The organism is Nonomuraea sp. NPDC001636 (assembly GCF_040298265.1).
Lineage (GTDB): Bacteria > Actinomycetota > Actinomycetes > Streptosporangiales > Streptosporangiaceae > Nonomuraea.
In genome coordinates this window covers 542,463-558,091 of sequence record NZ_JBEOZT010000001.1, presented here as the reverse complement: position 1 = coordinate 558,091, position 15,629 = coordinate 542,463, and the positions used below count along the sequence as shown (strand labels likewise).

The window sequence follows — 15,629 nt, the reverse complement described above, 5'->3', positions numbered from 1 at the left end:
GAACGGCCCCCGCCACGCAGGCGGGGGCCGTTCCGGCGGGACGCGGTCAGCCCATGTGGACCGGCGCGCCCTCGCTCTTCCGCCCGGCCTTGACGAACAGCGTCAGCAGGGCCGTCAGCACCGCGACACCGGTGCTGACCAGGAAGGCGAGGTGCATGCCGTCCATGAACGAGTGGTGCACGGCGTCGGTGACCACCTGCGGCAGCCCGGGAGGCGCCGCGCCGAACGCGGCGGCCTTCTCCAGCAGCGGGAGCTGCGCGGGCGGGATCGCCTGCGCCGCCGGGCCGAGGTAGCCGGGCAGGGTGTCGGCGATCTCGCCGGCCATCACGGCGCCCAGGATCGCGGTGCCGAGCGCGCCGCCGACCTGCATGGCCGACTGCTGCACGCCACCCGCGACACCGCTCAGCTCGACCGGCGCGTTGCCCACGATGATCTCGGTCGCGCCGACGAACACCGGCGAGAGACCGAAGGCCAGCAGCACGAACGGCAGGCCGCTCTCGATGAACGAGGCGTCGATGCTGAGACGCGACATGAGGAACATCGAGCACGCCGTGATCAGCAGACCGGCGGCCATCGTGATCTTCGGCCCGAGCTTGCCGATCGCCATGCCGGCCAGCGGCGAGGCCACGATCATGCCCGCGCTCATCGGCAACATCCGCAGACCGGCCTCCAGCGGGGTCAGGCCGTGCACGCCCTGGAAGAAGAAGCCCAGGAAGAACATCGCGCCGAACATGGCGAACGCGACCATCATCATCAGCAGGGTGCCGATCGAGATCGAGGCGTTCTTGAACAGCGACAGCGGCACCAGCGGCTGCTTGGCCCTGCTCTGCCAGAAGATGAACGCGGCGATGAGCACGACGAACGCGCCGATGAAGGTCAGCGTCGTCGAGTCGCCCCAGCCCCACTCGGGGGCCTTGATGATCGTCCAGACCAGCGAGAACATCGCGCCCGACAGCAGCAGCACGCCGAGCCAGTCGATCCTGGCGAACGTCTGGACGCGGTTCTCCTTGATCAGGAAAATGCCCATGATCAGCGCGACGATGCCCACCGGGGCGTTGATGAAGAAGACCGACTCCCAGCTCACCTTCTCCACCAGCACGCCGCCCACGATCGGGCCGGCGGCGCTGGACAGGCCGATGATCGCACCCCAGGCGCCCATGGCCTGGTTCAGCTTCTCACCGGGGAAGGCGCCACGCAGCAGGGCCAGGGCGGCCGGCTGGAGCAGGGCGCCGAACAGGCCCTGCAGCACCCGCAGGCCGATCAGCGCGCCGACCGGCGACACGCCGGGAACGATGTCGGCCAGTTCCTGGCTGAGACCGATGCCGATCGAGGACAGGGCGAAGCCGGTCACGCCGATCAGGAAGACGCGCTTGTGCCCGAACAGGTCGCCGAGCTTGCCCGCCGTGATCAGGAACACGGCCAGCGCGAGCAGGTAACCGCTGGTCACCCACTGCAGGTCGGACAGCGACGCCTTCAATTCCATCTGGATGACGGGGTTGGCGATGCCCACCACCGTGCCGTCCAGCATCACCATGATGACGCCGAGGCTGACCGCCAACAGCACCAGCCACGGGTTTCCGCCACCTGTCCCCGTCTTACCGAGGCCGGGCGACGACGGTTCGACGACCGCCTTCGCGTTAGCCATAAGGTCCCCCTCAGTCACATACCGCTCAACTGCGGCATAGGTCTCGTAAGCCTCAGGTAGGGTATGTCAGGCGATGACTTATGACAAACGATTTTAAAAAGACGCCGCATGACTTCTGGCACACTGTGACAGAAAGGTGGCGAAGGGGTGTCCGCTGTGGGTCTACGGGAACGCAAGAAGGAGAAGACGCGCCTCGCGCTCCTCGACGCGGCGCTCGATCTGTTCCTCGAACAAGGATACGAGTCCACCACGATCGAGCAGATAGCGGGGGTCGTCGAAGTCTCTCCCCGCACCTTCTTCCGCTACTTCACCAGCAAGGACCATCTCGTTCTGTGGTTCCACGACCACGGTGAGGAGCTCCTGCTGGAGGAGTTCGCCGCTCGTCCCGCGGACGAGCCCCCGTTCACGTCGCTCATGCACGGCCTGCGGGCCATGGTGGACGACATGCAGGGGTCAACGCCGGAGGACACCGAGAGGTTCCTGAAACTGCGGCAACTATTCGATAAATATCCACATCTGGTGGGACAGTCGGTGGCCCGGGGCGCCATGACGGAGACCCGGCTGGCCGAGGCCGTCGCCGCCCGCAGGGGGGTCGCCCCCGAGGACGATCAGCTGACGTACCTGATCGTGGCGTTCGCGATGTCCACCATGCGCATCGGCTTCGAGTGCCCCCGCAGGGAGACCACCATGCCGGAGATCGTCTCGCGCATCTCCGAGGCGATCGCGCTGGCCGAGGCGTCGCTGCGGCCCGGCTGGGACACCCGCCCGGCGGCCTAGTTCATCGTGGGGTCGTCGGGGCAGGTCGCCACGAAGGCCAGCTCGCCCGGCTGGCGGCGCAGCACGTGCCGCCAGAGCGAGCCGGGGTCGCCGTGGAAGGTGTCGCCGGCCTCGGAGTCGACGACGTACCAGGCGCCTTCGGCGATCTCGCTCTCCAGCTGGCCGGAGGTCCAGCCGGCGTATCCGGCGAAGATCCGCATCTGCGCGATCTCGTCCTGGAGGATCTCGGGAGGCGCGTCGAGATCGACCGTGCCCAGGCGGGAGACGGCCGGGGTGCCGGCGTGGAGCCTGCGCCAGCCGAGCGGCTCCTCCCCGCTCGGCACCGCCGCGAGGGCGAGGGCGCTGTCGGTCTGCACCGGACCGCCCTCGAACAGCACCGGCGGCCCGGTCACCAGCGGGTCCCAGACCGGCAGCACCTGCGTGACCGAGATGTCGCTCGGCCGGTTGAGCACCACGCCGAGCGTGCCGCCGTCGTGGTCGTGTTCCAGGATCAGCACGACGCTACGCCGGAAGTTGGGGTCGTCAAGAAGCGGCGTCGCCACCAACAAACCGCCGACGTAGATCGCTTCCGCCATACCTCCATCATGAGGGGTGTGACGGGCTTCCGCTCCCCCGGCTCGGTCATGTTACTTTCTGTGCGCTTATGGGCACGATCTGTGGCAAAGATCACGCTTGCGGGGCTCGGGAGGAGCACATGCGCATCGGTACACGTCTCGTCCTGGCCGTCCTTCCCGTGGGCGCGGCCCTGCTGCTCCCGTCGGCCGCGCAGGCGTGGCCGCTGCCCGACCGGGGTGACCCGTTCACGATGACGACCGACCGGATCGCGTGCGGCTCGGGGTCCGTACGGGTCACGCTGCGCAACCAGACCCCCCAGCTCGCCCGGTTCGACCTGCGGGTGGACGCGCGCAGCGTGGCGACCGGCTCGATCCCGGCCCGCAAGCAGGTGGTCAGGACGGTCCGGATCGACCGGGGCACCACCCGCGAGATCGAGGCGTTCTCGGTCACCGACACTCATCCCGACACGCTGCTCGACTCCACCCGGGTGCGCAACGACTGCGCCTGGGGGCGGGAGCGCAGGCACGGCCGCCTGCCGTACACCGGGCCGCCGTCCGACCTGTGGGGCAAGCTGGCCACGGCGGCCGGGCTGGTGGTGATGGGCGGGATCATGTGGTGGTACGGCTCCGTCTGGCCCCGTTCGGTCCCCGACGGCCCCCTGTGACCCCGCCCGCGCGAGAGGCGCCGTCGTGCCGCGTCAGGCGTCCCGCGGGACGAACGCGCCCGCCCGCGCCGCGGCCAGCGTGCGCAGCACCGCGTCCCGGGCGACCTCCAGGTCCACCGGCTCCTTGGTGACGAGCAGGCGGTAGTAGAGCGGCGCGGAGATCGCCCGGATCACCTCCATGCCGTCGGTGCCCTCGGGCAGCTCACCCCGTTTCACCGCGAGGTCGACGACCTTCGCCCACTCCTCGATGCGCCGCAGGTAGAACGCGCGCAACGCCTGGACGGCCTGCGCGTCGGAGGTGCCCGCCGCGATCACCGCCTGGAACGTGGCCCCGAGCCGGTGGTCGGTGACCGCGCCCACGACGGCCGTGGCGTTGGCCAGCAGGTCGCCCTCGATGGATCCCGTGTCGGCGTGCGGTGACGACTGCTCGGCCAGCTCGGTCATCAGGTCCGTCACCAGCCCGGCCCTGCTGCCCCAGCGCCGGTAGACCGTGGTCTTGCCCACGCCGGCCCTGGCCGCCACCTGGTCCATGGTCAGCCCATGGAAACCGTGCTCGACCAGCTCGTCCTGAGTGGCCTCCAGCACGGCCGCGCGCACGCGCGCGGTGCGGCCCCCTGGCCGCACAGTCCCCGCCAAACGGGACTCTTGCTCCATTAATGCCCCTTTCATGCTCTCGTCGTGCCGCATCTCAACGGAACAGATGTCCCATCAGGGGGCTGGCATGACCGTGCTCGCCGATCGGCCCCGATCCGATCGCATGACGTCCGCGCAACGGCCGGTTCTGGCGCTCCCGCCGGGGCCCCAGTTCCCGCTCGCCGTGGACTTCTCCATTCTGAACGTGGCGCTGCCGATGATCGGTTCAGGTCCCGGCTTCGCGCCCGCACTCGCGGTCGGCGGGAGCGCTGATTTCCGGTAAGCGTTCGGCAATGTCGAACCGATCTGCGCTAGGGTGGCCGCCGTGGGAGAGACGATTCAATCGGTGGAACGGGCGGCCGCGATCCTGCGACTGCTCGCATCCGGCCCCCGCCAGCTCGGCGTGGCCGAGCTCGCCAGGGCGCTGGGCCTGCCCAAAGGCACGCTCCACGGCATCCTGCGCACGCTGGTCCGCGTCGGCTTCGTCGAGCAGGACGCCGCCACCGGCAAGTACCGGCTCGGGGCCACCCTGCTCCACCTGGGCAGCAGCTACCTCGACGTCAACGAGCTGCGCACCCGCTCGATCAACTGGGCCGACGCCCTGGCCGGGCGGAGCAGGGAGAGCGCCTGGATCGGCACCCTGCACGAGGGGCACGTGCTGGTGATCCACCACGTGTTCCGCCCCGACGACAGCATGCAGACCCTCCAGGTCGGCACCTACCTGCCGACGCACGCCAGCGCGCTCGGCAAGGTGCTGCTCGCCTACGACCCGTACGGGGAGTCGCTCGCGGCCCCGCCGCTGCCGGCCTACACCGACCGGACGCTGGTCGACGCCGCCAAGCTGGAGGAGGACCTGGAGCAGGTCCGGGCCAGGGGGTGGGCGGCCGAGATGGAGGAGCTCACCGAGGGCGAGGTCGCCATCGCCGCCCCGATCAAGGACCCGCGCGGCCTCGTGGTGGGCGCCATCGGCATCCGCGGCGCGGTCGAACGGCTGACCTCCGACGGCGCCCTGACCATGGAGTACGTCTCCTACGTCCGCGACGCCGCCCGCGCGATCACCCGCGATCTGGCCAGATGACCGGTTGAACAACACCGGGGCAAACACGTAACATCGCTCACATCGTTCGACAATGTCGAACCCCGACTCCCAAGCGAGGAACCTCGTGCCTCGACCGCACTACATCGCAGCCATCGACCAGGGCACCACGTCCAGCCGGTGCATCGTCTTCGACCAGGCCGGCAACATCGTCACCGTCGCCCAGCGCGAGCACCGCCAGATCTTCCCCAAGCCGGGCTGGGTCGAGCACGACGCCGAGGAGATCTGGCAGTCGGTCCGGACCGTCATGGCCGAGGCCACCGAGGGGCTCGACATCGCCGCGCTGGGCATCACCAACCAGCGCGAGACCACCGTCCTGTGGGACCGGGAGACCGGGCGTCCCGTCTGCCCCGCGATCGTGTGGCAGGACACCAGGACCGACACGCTCACCCGCGCGCTCGCCGAGCACGAGGGGCTGTTCAAGGAGAAGGCCGGCCTGCCGCTGACCACCTACTTCTCCGGGCCGAAGATCCGCTGGCTGCTCGACGCGTACGACCTGCGCGAGCGGGCCGAGCGCGGCGAGGTGCTGTTCGGCACGATGGACAGCTGGCTGCTGTGGAACCTGACCGGCCGCCACCTGACCGACGTGACCAACGCCAGCCGCACGATGCTGATGAACATCCACACGCTGAGCTGGGACGACGACCTGCTCGCCGCCCTCGGCGTGCCGCGCGCGATGCTGCCGGAGATCCGCCCGTCCGCCGAGGTCTACGGCCACACCGCGGCCGGCGTGCCGGTGGCCTCCGCGCTCGGCGACCAGCAGGCGGCGCTGTTCGGCCAGACCTGCTTCGAGCCCGGCGAGACCAAGAGCACCTACGGCTCGGGCAGCTTCCTGCTGATGAACACCGGCCAGGACCCCGTCGTCTCCCGGCACGGCCTGCTGACCACCGTCGGCTACCAGATCGGCGACGGCCCGGCCACGTACGCGCTGGAGGGCGCGATCGCCGTCACCGGCTCGCTGGTGCAGTGGCTGCGCGACAACCTGGGCCTGATCTCCAGCGCCGCCGAGATCGAGACGCTGGCCAAGACCGTCGACGACAACGGCGGCTGCTACTTCGTCCCGGCCTTCTCGGGGCTGTTCGCGCCCCACTGGCGCTCCGACGCGCGCGGCGTGATCGCCGGGCTGACCGGGTTCGTCACCAAGGGCCACATCGCGCGGGCCGTGCTGGAGGCCACCGCCTGGCAGACCCGCGAGGTCGTCGACGCGATGAACGCCGACTCCGGCCTCGACCTGACCACCCTGCGCGCCGACGGCGGCATGACGGCCGACAACCTGCTCATGCAGACGCTGGCCGACGTGCTGGCCGTCCCCGTGATCAGGCCGATGGTCGCCGAGACCACCGCGCTCGGCGCCGCGTACGCCGCCGGCCTGGCCACCGGCTACTGGCCCGACCTCGACAGCCTGCGCGCCAACTGGCACAAGGCGTCGGAGTGGCGGCCGGAGATCGACGAACAGGTCCGCGCGCGGGAGTACCGCAATTGGAAGAAGGCCGTGGCCCGCACCCTCGACTGGGTCGAACAGTAGGACTGGAGCACGTCATGAACATCGCCATCGGCGCCGACCGGGCCGAGATCCGGCACGAGCTCTCCCGCGCCACGTACGACCTGCTGGTGATCGGCGGCGGCATCCTCGGCACCTCCGTCACCTGGATGGCCGCGCAGGCGGGGCTGCGGGTGGCGATGGTCGAGGCGGGCGACTTCGCCGGGGCCACCTCCAGCGCGTCGTCCAAGCTGGTCCACGGCGGCCTGCGCTACCTGCAGACCGGCAACGTCAAGCTGGTCGCCGAGAACCACCGCGAACGCCGCGCCCTGGCCGCCGACATCGCGCCCCACCTGGTCAAACCGCTCAGCTTCCTGGTGCCGATCTACAAGGGCGGCCCGCACGGCGCGGCCAAGCTCGGCGCCGGCGTCTTCCTGTACTCCGCGCTGTCGGTGTTCGGCGACGGCATGGGCAAGGTCATCACGCCGCACCAGGCCATGACCCGCGTCCCCGCGCTGCGCAGCGAGGGCCTGCGCGCCGCCGCCGTCTACGGCGACCACCAGATGAACGACAGCCGCGTCGCCGTCATGACCGTGCGCGCGGCCGTCGACGCCGGGGCGGTCGTGCTCAACCACGCCGAGGTCGTCGGGCTGCGCAAGTCGGGCGGCGCCACGACCGGCAGCGTGACCGGGGCCGAGCTGCGCGACCGCCTCGACGGCACCGAGTTCGGGGTGGACGCCCGGCTCGTCCTCAACGCCACCGGCCCGTGGGTGGACCACCTGCGCCGGATGGAGGACCCGCACGCCGCGCCGAGCATCAGGCTCTCCAAGGGCGCCCACCTGGTCATGCGCCGCCACGACCCGTGGAAGGCCGCGCTCACCACGCCGATCGACAAGTACCGGGTCTCCTTCGCCATCCCGTGGGAGGACCACCTGCTGCTCGGCACCACCGACGAGGCGTACGAGGGCGACCCGGCCGACGTGCGCGCCACCGACGCCGACATCGCCCAGATCCTCGACGAGGCCGGTCACGCCGTGCGCGACTGCCAGCTCCGCCGTGAGGACATCACCTACGCCTTCGCCGGGCTGCGCGTGCTGCCCGGCGGCCCCGGGCAGGTGTCGGCCGCCAAGCGGGAGACCGTGGTGACCAGGGGCGCGGGCGGCATGTTGTCGGTCGCGGGCGGCAAGTGGACCACCTACCGGCACATCGGCAGGCACGTCCTGGACACCCTCTCCCGCCTGCCGGGCCGGCCGCTCGGCGACGACCTGGCCGACATCCTGCCCGCCGTGCCGCTGCCGGGCCTGGCCAGCCCGGACGCCGTCGCCATGCGCCTGTGGACCGAACGCGAGCCGGGCGCCCGCATGGACCCGCTGGTCGCCCGCAACCTGGCCACCCACTACGGCACGATCGCCTTCGACGTGGCCCGGCTCATCCGCGACGACCCCTCGCTCGGCGAGCGCATCCACCCTGACGGGCCCGACATCTGGGCCCAGGCCGTCTACGCCCGCGACCACGAGTGGGCGGCCACCGTAGACGACGTCGTGCGCCGCCGTACCACGCTCACCGTGCGCGGCCTCGACACGCCCGACGTCCGCACCCGCATCGAGCAGCTGCTCGCCTGACCGTCACCCCGGCCGCGGCGGCGCCCCGCCGCCGCGGCTGCGACGAACGTCACCGCAGTTCACAGGTTCGAAGCGGCCGGTACGGGGAATCCCAGACGTCGCATCCGCCGCCTCCCCGTCGAGGCGGCGGGCCGCCTACCGGCCGAACCCTCTTCTGCCGCCCCTACGGAGGTGACGTCATGTCCGCCAAGTCCCGGCTGCACATCGCGATGGTGGCTCCCCCGCGGTTCGAGAACCCGCCCCGCTCATACGGCGGCGGTGTCAAGGTCATGATGGACGACCTCGCGCGGTCCCTGCTCAGACTGGGCCACCAGGTCACCCTGATCGGCGCTGGCCGGTCGGGCACGTCCCCGCACGTCCTGGCCGCCTACACCGAGCCGCCCTCCCACCCGCTCGACGAACCCGCCCCTAGGGCGGCGGTCCCCGACGTCCGGCCGGCGGACCTGGACGTGGACGTCGTCCACGACCACTCCCCGGCCGGCTCGGTGACCGCCCTGAACCCCCGGATCCCGACGGTGACGACCGTCCACGGCCCGGCCTCGGGCGAGCAGGCCGAACGCTACCGCCGACTCGGCGACTCCGTCGGCCTGGTGTCCACCTCGACGTTCCAGCGCATGCAGGCCCCCGACCTCAACTGGCTGGGCACCGTGCACAACGGCGTGGACCTGAAGAGCTTCCCCTTCCGCGAGCGCAAGGAGGACTACGCGCTCTTCCTCGGCCGGTTCACCCCCGGCAAGGGCGCCCACCTGGCCATCGACGCCGCCCGGCGGGCCGGCCGGCGCATCGTGCTCGCCGGCCGCCTGAACGAGCCGTCCGAGCACGAGTACTTCGACAGCCACATCCGTCCCCGGCTCGGCGACGACGCCGTCTACGTCGGCGAGGCCGACGGACCGCGCAAGCGCGAGCTGCTGGCCGACGCCCACTGCCTGCTCTTCCCCAGCCGCCGGGAGGAGGCGTTCGGCATGGTCATGATCGAGGCCATGGCGAGCGGCACCCCGGTGGTCGCGCTGCGCGGCGGCGCCGTGGGCGAGGTCCTCGTCGACGGCATCACCGGCTACGTCTGCGACGACCCCGCCGACCTGGCCGAGGCGGTCGAGGCCGCGGGCGGCCTGAACCCGGCCGACTGCCGCATGCACGTCAAGCGCAACTTCGACGCGCTCGGCATGGCCATGGGCTACGAGAAGATCTACGAACTGAGCATCCGCGACCGGCGTCCGGCGCCGTACGCCGCCTGAGCCGCGCGTCCCCGTGCGGCGGATCGCCGTCGCACGGGGTGTCGCCCCCGTCCCGGGGGAAGGGGGTAGGCATGCGCACTGCCATGAACGAGGCTCTGATCAGGCATTTCACCGACCTGCGCGACGGCGTCCACGGCGGCGTCACCGCGCGGGAGGACAAGGAACGCCTGTTCGCCACGGCGGTCGAGCTGCTCGACCCGGTGGCGCGGGCGACGCTGGACGAGTTCAACGCCGACCTGCTCCTCGGCACGGGGCAGGTGGTGGCCAGCGGGCTCACCAGGTCTCAGGAGGGCGGGCTCAACGCCATGTGGTCGCTCACCTGGCCGGAGCAGCGCGACAAGGACATCCTGCCGATCGCGATCGTGGCCCACTACGGCGCCGACTTCCACCACCCGCACCTGCGCGGCAACACGGTCGGCGACTGGCCGCTGAACGTCTTCGACCACTCGGACGCGGCGGGCCAGCTCACCACCCTGCGCGCCATCGCCGCCGCCGACGCCCACAACCTGGTCTTCCAGGAGAGCTACCGCCTCATCCCCGCCATCACCCACACGTAGACGGTTCGCTCAGCGGCTTCTCTCCTCACGGCCCTCTCGCGCTTTTCTCTCCTCACGGCTTCGCGTGGTCAGGCCACCCGCCGTACTCCGGCCGGTGACCTTCCATGTCACGCCCTCTGACCCTTCACCGGCGCGCCGCCGTGACGGTGCGCTCTGTGGGCCGCCTGGGTGCGGGGCCGAGCCTGCTGGGTCGGCCCCCGTGTCTCACGCCTCCGTGAAGCCCCGCGCCCGGCCGCCGGCGCTCTCGCGGACGGCGGCGGCCACCGCCGTGGCCACGTCGGGGTGGAAGACGCTCGGCACGATGTAGTTGGGGCCCAGCTCCTCCGGGGTCACCACGGCCGCCAGCGCGCCCGCCGCGGCCAGCAGCATCTCCTGCGTCACCCCGCCGGCCTGCGCGTCGAGCAGGCCGCGGAACACGCCCGGGAAGGCCAGCACGTTGTTGATCTGGTTGGGGTAGTCGGAGCGGCCGGTCGCCACCACGGCGGCGTGCTCGCGCGCGTCGTCGGGCGAGACCTCGGGCTCGGGGTTGGCCAGCGCGAACACCACGGCGTCCTTGGCCATCGTCGCGATGTCGTCGCCGGTCAGGATGCCGGGCGCGGACACGCCCACGAACACGTCGGCGTCCTTGACCGCGCCGCGCAGGTCGCCCGCGTAGCCGTCGGCGTTGGTGTGCTCGGCGATCCAGCGCAGCGAGTCGTCGAGGTCGTCGCGGCCCTTGTGCACGGCGCCCAGGTAGTCGCAGACCACCACGTTGCGGGCGCCGGCGGCCAGCAGCAGCCGCAGCACCGCGTTCCCGGCCGCGCCGGCGCCGGCCATCGTGATCCGGACGTTCTCGATGGACTTGTTCACCACGCGCAGCGCGTTGGTCAGCGCCGCCAGCACGCAGATCGCCGTGCCGTGCTGGTCGTCGTGGAAGACCGGGATGTCCAGCAGCTCGCGCAGCCGGCGCTCGACCTCGAAGCAGCGCGGCGCGCCGATGTCCTCCAGGTTGATGCCGCCGAACCCGGGCGCGATCAGCTGCACGGTGCGGACGATCTCGTCGACGTCCTGGGTGTCGAGGCAGATCGGCCAGGCGTCGATGCCCGCGAACCGCTTGAACAGGGCCGCCTTGCCCTCCATGACCGGCAGCGCGGCCTCCGGCCCGATGTTGCCCAGGCCCAGCACCGCCGACCCGTCGGTGACCACGGCCACCGAGTTGCGCTTGATCGTCAGGCGCCGCGCGTCCTCCTTGTTCCTGGCGATGGCCATCGACACGCGCGCCACGCCCGGGGTGTAGGCCATGGACAGCTCGTCGCGGTTGCGCAGCGGCACCTTCGACTTCATCTCGATCTTGCCGCCGAGGTGCATGAGGAACGTGCGGTCGGAGACCTTGTGGATGACGACGCCCTCGACCGCCTCCAGCTGGTCGACGATGGCCTGCGCGTGGTCGGTGTCACGCGCGGCGCAGGTGACGTCGATGCGGAGCTTCTCGTGGCCCGCGTTGGTGACGTCGAGGGCGGTCACCACGCCTCCGGCCGACTCTACGGCGTGGGTGAGCTGGCTCACGGCCTTGCCGCCTGCGGGCACCTCAAGACGCACGGTTATGGAGTACGACACACTCGGGACGGTCGCCACGTCAATCGCTCCTTCGGGACTGACCAAGAAGTCATCCAAGGATAGGGGGCATCAGGTCAACCCAGTGCCGTCGCTGCGGTGACGATGAGATCGACACACGCGGGGACGGGAATCGTCGTGCTGTCGAGCACGAGGTGATAGTGGCACGGATCACCCGGATCCGCCCGGTAGAAGTGGCGGACGTAGGCCGTCCTGGCCCGGTCGTTGTCCTCGATGACGGCCCGCGCCTCCCGCTCGCTCGTGCCGCTCAGCGTGGCCGTCTGGCGGACCCGGCGCTTGAGCGGCGCGTCGAGCCTGACATGGAGGGCGCCGGGATGGTCGGCCAGCACCAGGGCGCCGGCACGGCCCAGGAAGACTCCCCCCTGGGCCAGGGCCATCTCCTTCATCATGCGCTCGGTGCGCCGGACGAACTCCTCGGGCGGCAGCGGCATCGCGCCGGGGACGTACATGTCCACGCCGCCGAAGGTGACCGTGGGCAGCCGGATGGCGCCCGACAGCAGCCTGCCGAGGCCGTGTTCGGCGCGGTCGTCGTGGGCCAGCGCCTCCTCCAGCGTGCAGCCGAGCTCCTTGGCCACCGCGCTGGGGATGGCACGGTCGACGAAGGGCACGCCGAGCCGTTCGGCGACGGCCGGGCCGATGTGGCTGCCGGCCGTGCCGTAGGCCGCGGAGATCGTGACGACCCGCATACCTCCAGGCTAGAACAGGGCGCTCGCCAATGCTCTACGCGCTTTTGCCAAAGATGGGTCGTCTGACGGCAACGCGTCGAAAAGTCCGAGCAAGTGCTTTCTGGCCCGGTCACGGTCGTCGCCCGACGTGCGCTTGACCACGGCCACGACCCGCTCGAACGCCTCGTCGACCGCGCCGGAGAGCATCTCCAGGTCGGCGGCCAGCAGCTGCGCGTCGATGTCGGACGGGTCCTGGGCGCGCCGCTGCACGTCGGCCGGGTCGGCCGCGGAGGTGCGCTTGATCAGGCCGACGCCCGCCAGGCCCATCTTGGCGTCCTCGTCGCCGGGGACGCGGGCCAGCAGGCGCCGGTAGGCCGCCTCGGCCGCGTCGAGGTCGCCGGCGTCGATGGCCTGCTCGGCCGCCACCAGGTCGGGGTCGGCGGGCGGCCCGGCGGGCTCCTGCGGCCCCTCCTCGGCCGCCGGCGGCCGGGCGTCGGGGTTGGCCTGGTAGAACTGCTCGACCGCGCCCATCAGCTCGTCGAGCCAGCGGCGCACCTCCTGCTCGGGCAGCACCTGCTGGAAGCCGGTGACGGCCTGCCCCTGGAAGATGGCCAGCACGGTCGGCACGGCCTGCACCCGCAGCGCCTGCGCGATCTGGGGGCTGGCGTCGACGTTGACCTTGGCCAGCACGGCCCGGCCGCCCAGGTCGCCGATCACCTTCTCCAGCACCGGGCTGAGCTGGGCGCTGCCGGGCGCCCTCGGCGACCACAGGTCGAGCACCACCGGCACGGTCATCGACCGGTCGATGACGTCCGTCGTGAACGTCTCCTCGGTCACGTCGACGACCGAGGCGGAGGTGGCCCCCTGGGGACCGGCGGCCTCCCGCCGGGCCTGGGCCTCCAGTGCCTGTTTGCGCGCGCCCAGGTCCACAGCTCCGTAGAGCGACCCGGGCCTAGAGAAGTCCGCCATGCTCCTCATCTTGCCGCATGGACGCGCCCGCGAAGTCACCCGCCGCCACCCTCAGCGTGCGGAGCTGGTCGAAGATCTGGCGGAGTTCGTCCTCGGCGTACATCGTGAGGCCGAACTCGGCGGCCATCAGGTCGTCGGTGGCCCGGCGCACGACCTCCCTGCCCTTGCCGGTGATCTCGGCCAGCACGCCGCGTCCGTCGCGGGGGTTGGGCAGGCGGCAGACGAACCCGGACTTCTCCAGCCTGTCCACCGTGTTCGTGACGCTGGTGGGGTGGACCATGAGCCGTTCGCCGATCTTCCACAGCGGCAGCGAGCCGGTGTGGCTGAAGGTCAGCAGGACCAGGGCCTCGTAGCGGGCGAAGGTGAGGTCGTGGGGTTTCAGCAGCGAGTCGAGCTGCGACAGCAGGATCTGCTGCGCTCTCATGATCGAGGTGACCGCGGCCATCGCGGAGGAAGGCCCGAAGCGGGCACGCCAGCTCTCCGCGGCGCGGTCGATGGGATCGAACGGCAGATTGAGCGGCTTCGGCTGGGACACAGCGCTACGGTAGCGTGCCTCTCGTCCCGGTTTCGTCGGGCCACCTGGAGCGACAGGCTTCACCGCTTGACCAAGAATCCGACCGTCAATCATCACGCTCCGTTATGGTTCTCTCACGTAAGGTGACGCGGAAGCCAAGTCCATCTGCCGTGGGGACGGGTCTGGGCTGGCATTCTTCCGCTTTGCCGAGGGCACGGGGGGTGCTTGGTGAACATCAACGGGATACAGGGTGCGTGAGCACGCGGGCGTTACACGCGAGGAGCTGAAGCACAGCGCGGCCGTGACAGTGGCAGTGCTGCTCGCTCTCGGCCTGGTCGCAGCGTGGAACGTCCTGATACCAGGCGTCGACGCGTGGGAGAACATCCTGGCCGCGGTCATCGGCTCGCTGCGGATGACCGGGCCGGTGGCGGCCGCGTTCGCCGCGTGGGTGGCGCTGCGCAAGCGGCGCGCCCTGCGCGGGCGGTCGCTCACGACCTGGCGGGCGCTCAAGGCGCCGCTGGCGATCGTGGTGGTGGTGCTGGGCTCGTTCGGCGCGACGGTGCTGGTGCTGGCGGTCAAGACCGTGCTCACCGACCAGGCGGGGCGGCTCAGCCTGTCCGGCCTGGGCATGGGCATGGCCGGCCTGGCGCTCTACGCGGTGATCGGGTGGGTGGCCGGCTGGGTCGTGCCCAAGGCGCTCACCCCGCCGATCACGGGGCTGGCCTGCTACGTCGCCTTCTCCTGGCTGGCCGACGACCGGGGGCTGGCCGACCGGCTGGTGCCGGGCACCGGCGAGCCGTACGACCTGTTCCAGGGGCTGGGCGGGGCGCCGTTCTTCGACCAGACGATCTGGCTGCTCGGCATCACCTGCGCGCTGCTGCTCGGCTGGGCGGCGCTGGTGACCAGGCAGGCCCTGGTGCTGGCGTGCGCGCTGCTGGCGGTGCTGGCGGCGGGCATGGGCGTGTCGCGGATGCTGGCCCACCCCAAGCCGGCCGCGGCCGAGGACATCGCCTACGCCTGCCAGGAGTGGCCGATCACGGTCTGCCTGCATCCCGGCATGCGGGCCGGGCAGACCGAGCTGGGCGCGGTGTTCACGCAGATCGCCTCGCGCCTGGCCGGCACGCCGGCCGCGTTCACGCGGGTGGAGCAGCGGCCGCTGGACGAGCCGCTGAAGCCCTCCAACGGCCTGGCGCCGATCCACGTGCCCGACCTGTCGGCGGGGTTCGCCGAGGAGGCGGCCTACGAGTACATCGACGCGCTGGCCGCCCGCTGCCCCGGCACGCCGGCCGACGGCTACCGGGAGATCGTGATGGCCTGGCTGCGCGGCGAGCCGCTGCCCGGCGGCCCGCTGCCCGAGCACCAGTACGCCGCGTCCTGGTTCTCCGGTCTCGACGAGCACCAGCGCAGGGAGTGGCTGCGCATGTTCTACAGCGACTTCCAGGCCTGCCGCCTGTCCAGCACGCACTTCGGCGGCGGTCCGGCCCCCAGCGCCGTCATCACGCCCCCCACCGGCGCCACGCCCGAGAGCAGCCACGTCTACCCGGTCTATCCCGACCCCGGCACGGCGGGCACCACCGGCTGAGGACGAAGATGTCACCCCGCG

Annotated in this window: 16 protein-coding genes; 9 read left to right on the top strand and 7 right to left on the bottom strand. The window is 71.3% G+C overall.

Annotated elements, in window-relative coordinates; all coding sequences use genetic code 11:
* Positions 1-46: 46 nt before the first annotated feature.
* Positions 47-1,645, bottom strand: coding sequence for an MFS transporter (locus ABT158_RS02570; RefSeq protein ID WP_352350086.1), 1,599 nt, complete (start codon positions 1,643-1,645; stop codon positions 47-49).
* 147 nt (positions 1,646-1,792) lie between these two features.
* On the opposite strand from ABT158_RS02570, the gene ABT158_RS02565 reads away from it, so the two are divergent.
* Positions 1,793-2,422, top strand: a complete 630-nt coding sequence (locus tag ABT158_RS02565) for a TetR family transcriptional regulator (RefSeq protein ID WP_352350084.1) — start codon at positions 1,793-1,795, stop codon at positions 2,420-2,422.
* Here the strand turns inward: ABT158_RS02565 and ABT158_RS02560 are convergent.
* Positions 2,419-2,997 carry a YqgE/AlgH family protein gene (locus ABT158_RS02560; RefSeq protein ID WP_352350082.1) on the bottom strand — a complete coding sequence of 193 codons (579 nt, stop codon included), beginning with the start codon at positions 2,995-2,997 and terminating at the stop codon, positions 2,419-2,421. The genes ABT158_RS02565 and ABT158_RS02560 overlap by 4 nt on opposite strands.
* Positions 2,998-3,116: 119 nt before the next feature.
* Between ABT158_RS02560 and ABT158_RS02555 the strand changes: the two genes are divergently transcribed.
* Positions 3,117-3,641 (top strand): hypothetical protein, encoded by a 525-nt coding sequence (locus tag ABT158_RS02555; RefSeq protein ID WP_352350080.1) that lies wholly within the window; start codon positions 3,117-3,119, stop codon positions 3,639-3,641.
* Between the two features lie 33 nt (positions 3,642-3,674).
* Here the strand turns inward: ABT158_RS02555 and ABT158_RS02550 are convergent, their stop codons facing one another.
* Complete coding sequence (locus tag ABT158_RS02550; protein WP_352350078.1) at positions 3,675-4,295, bottom strand: TetR/AcrR family transcriptional regulator; 621 nt, start codon at positions 4,293-4,295, stop codon at positions 3,675-3,677.
* A gap of 67 nt (positions 4,296-4,362) precedes the next feature.
* On the opposite strand from ABT158_RS02550, the gene ABT158_RS02545 reads away from it, so the two are divergent.
* The 6 genes from ABT158_RS02545 to ABT158_RS02520 all read left to right on the top strand — a co-directional run bounded on the left by ABT158_RS02545 (position 4,363) and on the right by ABT158_RS02520 (position 10,264).
* On the top strand, positions 4,363-4,557 hold the full coding sequence (locus tag ABT158_RS02545; protein ID WP_352350076.1) for a hypothetical protein: 195 nt from the start codon (positions 4,363-4,365) through the stop codon (positions 4,555-4,557).
* 42 nt (positions 4,558-4,599) lie between these two features.
* Positions 4,600-5,352 (top strand): IclR family transcriptional regulator, encoded by a 753-nt coding sequence (locus tag ABT158_RS02540; RefSeq protein ID WP_352350074.1) that lies wholly within the window; start codon positions 4,600-4,602, stop codon positions 5,350-5,352.
* A gap of 52 nt (positions 5,353-5,404) precedes the next feature.
* On the top strand, positions 5,405-6,895 hold the full coding sequence (gene glpK, locus ABT158_RS02535) for a glycerol kinase GlpK (RefSeq protein ID WP_352350072.1): 1,491 nt from the start codon (positions 5,405-5,407) through the stop codon (positions 6,893-6,895).
* A gap of 14 nt (positions 6,896-6,909) precedes the next feature.
* Complete coding sequence (locus ABT158_RS02530) at positions 6,910-8,472, top strand: glycerol-3-phosphate dehydrogenase/oxidase (protein WP_352350070.1); 1,563 nt, start codon at positions 6,910-6,912, stop codon at positions 8,470-8,472.
* Between the two features lie 179 nt (positions 8,473-8,651).
* The gene (locus ABT158_RS02525) at positions 8,652-9,707 is read left to right on the top strand and encodes a glycosyltransferase family 4 protein (RefSeq protein WP_352350068.1); all 1,056 of its coding nucleotides are present in this window, start codon (positions 8,652-8,654) and stop codon (positions 9,705-9,707) included.
* A gap of 71 nt (positions 9,708-9,778) precedes the next feature.
* Positions 9,779-10,264: a hypothetical protein gene (locus tag ABT158_RS02520; RefSeq protein ID WP_352350066.1), complete on the top strand. Its 486-nt coding sequence runs from the start codon at positions 9,779-9,781 to the stop codon at positions 10,262-10,264.
* Positions 10,265-10,468: 204 nt separating this feature from the next.
* Here ABT158_RS02520 and ABT158_RS02515 read toward each other — a convergent pair whose 3' ends face one another.
* From ABT158_RS02515 to ABT158_RS02500, 4 genes are read right to left on the bottom strand one after another with little or no spacing between them, the layout of a single operon-like run.
* Positions 10,469-11,878 (bottom strand): NAD-dependent malic enzyme, encoded by a 1,410-nt coding sequence (locus ABT158_RS02515; protein WP_352350064.1) that lies wholly within the window; start codon positions 11,876-11,878, stop codon positions 10,469-10,471.
* 56 nt (positions 11,879-11,934) lie between these two features.
* Positions 11,935-12,564: a cytidylate kinase-like family protein gene (locus ABT158_RS02510; protein ID WP_352350062.1), complete on the bottom strand. Its 630-nt coding sequence runs from the start codon at positions 12,562-12,564 to the stop codon at positions 11,935-11,937.
* A 9-nt stretch (positions 12,565-12,573) separates the two neighbouring features.
* Positions 12,574-13,512: a tetratricopeptide repeat protein gene (locus ABT158_RS02505; RefSeq protein ID WP_352350060.1), complete on the bottom strand. Its 939-nt coding sequence runs from the start codon at positions 13,510-13,512 to the stop codon at positions 12,574-12,576.
* Positions 13,496-14,047, bottom strand: coding sequence for a MarR family winged helix-turn-helix transcriptional regulator (locus ABT158_RS02500; RefSeq protein ID WP_352350058.1), 552 nt, complete (start codon positions 14,045-14,047; stop codon positions 13,496-13,498). Before ABT158_RS02500 ends, ABT158_RS02505 begins: the two co-directional genes overlap by 17 nt.
* Before the next feature lie 280 nt (positions 14,048-14,327).
* On the opposite strand from ABT158_RS02500, the gene ABT158_RS02495 reads away from it, so the two are divergent.
* Positions 14,328-15,608, top strand: a complete 1,281-nt coding sequence (locus ABT158_RS02495; protein ID WP_352350056.1) for a hypothetical protein — start codon at positions 14,328-14,330, stop codon at positions 15,606-15,608.
* Positions 15,609-15,629: the final 21 nt, after the last annotated feature.

What these genes read in the sequence shown, in the direction of transcription:
- ABT158_RS02570 (WP_352350086.1), bottom strand. Translation starts at nt 1,645, where the DNA reads ATGGCTAACGCGAAGGCGGTCGTCGAACCGTCGTCGCCCGGCCTCGGT.
- ABT158_RS02560 (WP_352350082.1), bottom strand. Translation starts at nt 2,997, where the DNA reads ATGGCGGAAGCGATCTACGTCGGCGGTTTGTTGGTGGCGACGCCGCTT.
- ABT158_RS02555 (WP_352350080.1), top strand. Translation starts at nt 3,117, where the DNA reads ATGCGCATCGGTACACGTCTCGTCCTGGCCGTCCTTCCCGTGGGCGCG.
- ABT158_RS02550 (WP_352350078.1), bottom strand. Translation starts at nt 4,295, where the DNA reads ATGGAGCAAGAGTCCCGTTTGGCGGGGACTGTGCGGCCAGGGGGCCGC.
- ABT158_RS02545 (WP_352350076.1), top strand. Translation starts at nt 4,363, where the DNA reads ATGACCGTGCTCGCCGATCGGCCCCGATCCGATCGCATGACGTCCGCG.
- glpK (WP_352350072.1), top strand. Translation starts at nt 5,405, where the DNA reads ATGTCGAACCCCGACTCCCAAGCGAGGAACCTCGTGCCTCGACCGCAC.
- ABT158_RS02530 (WP_352350070.1), top strand. Translation starts at nt 6,910, where the DNA reads ATGAACATCGCCATCGGCGCCGACCGGGCCGAGATCCGGCACGAGCTC.
- ABT158_RS02525 (WP_352350068.1), top strand. Translation starts at nt 8,652, where the DNA reads ATGTCCGCCAAGTCCCGGCTGCACATCGCGATGGTGGCTCCCCCGCGG.
- ABT158_RS02520 (WP_352350066.1), top strand. Translation starts at nt 9,779, where the DNA reads ATGCGCACTGCCATGAACGAGGCTCTGATCAGGCATTTCACCGACCTG.
- ABT158_RS02510 (WP_352350062.1), bottom strand. Translation starts at nt 12,564, where the DNA reads ATGCGGGTCGTCACGATCTCCGCGGCCTACGGCACGGCCGGCAGCCAC.
- ABT158_RS02505 (WP_352350060.1), bottom strand. Translation starts at nt 13,512, where the DNA reads ATGGCGGACTTCTCTAGGCCCGGGTCGCTCTACGGAGCTGTGGACCTG.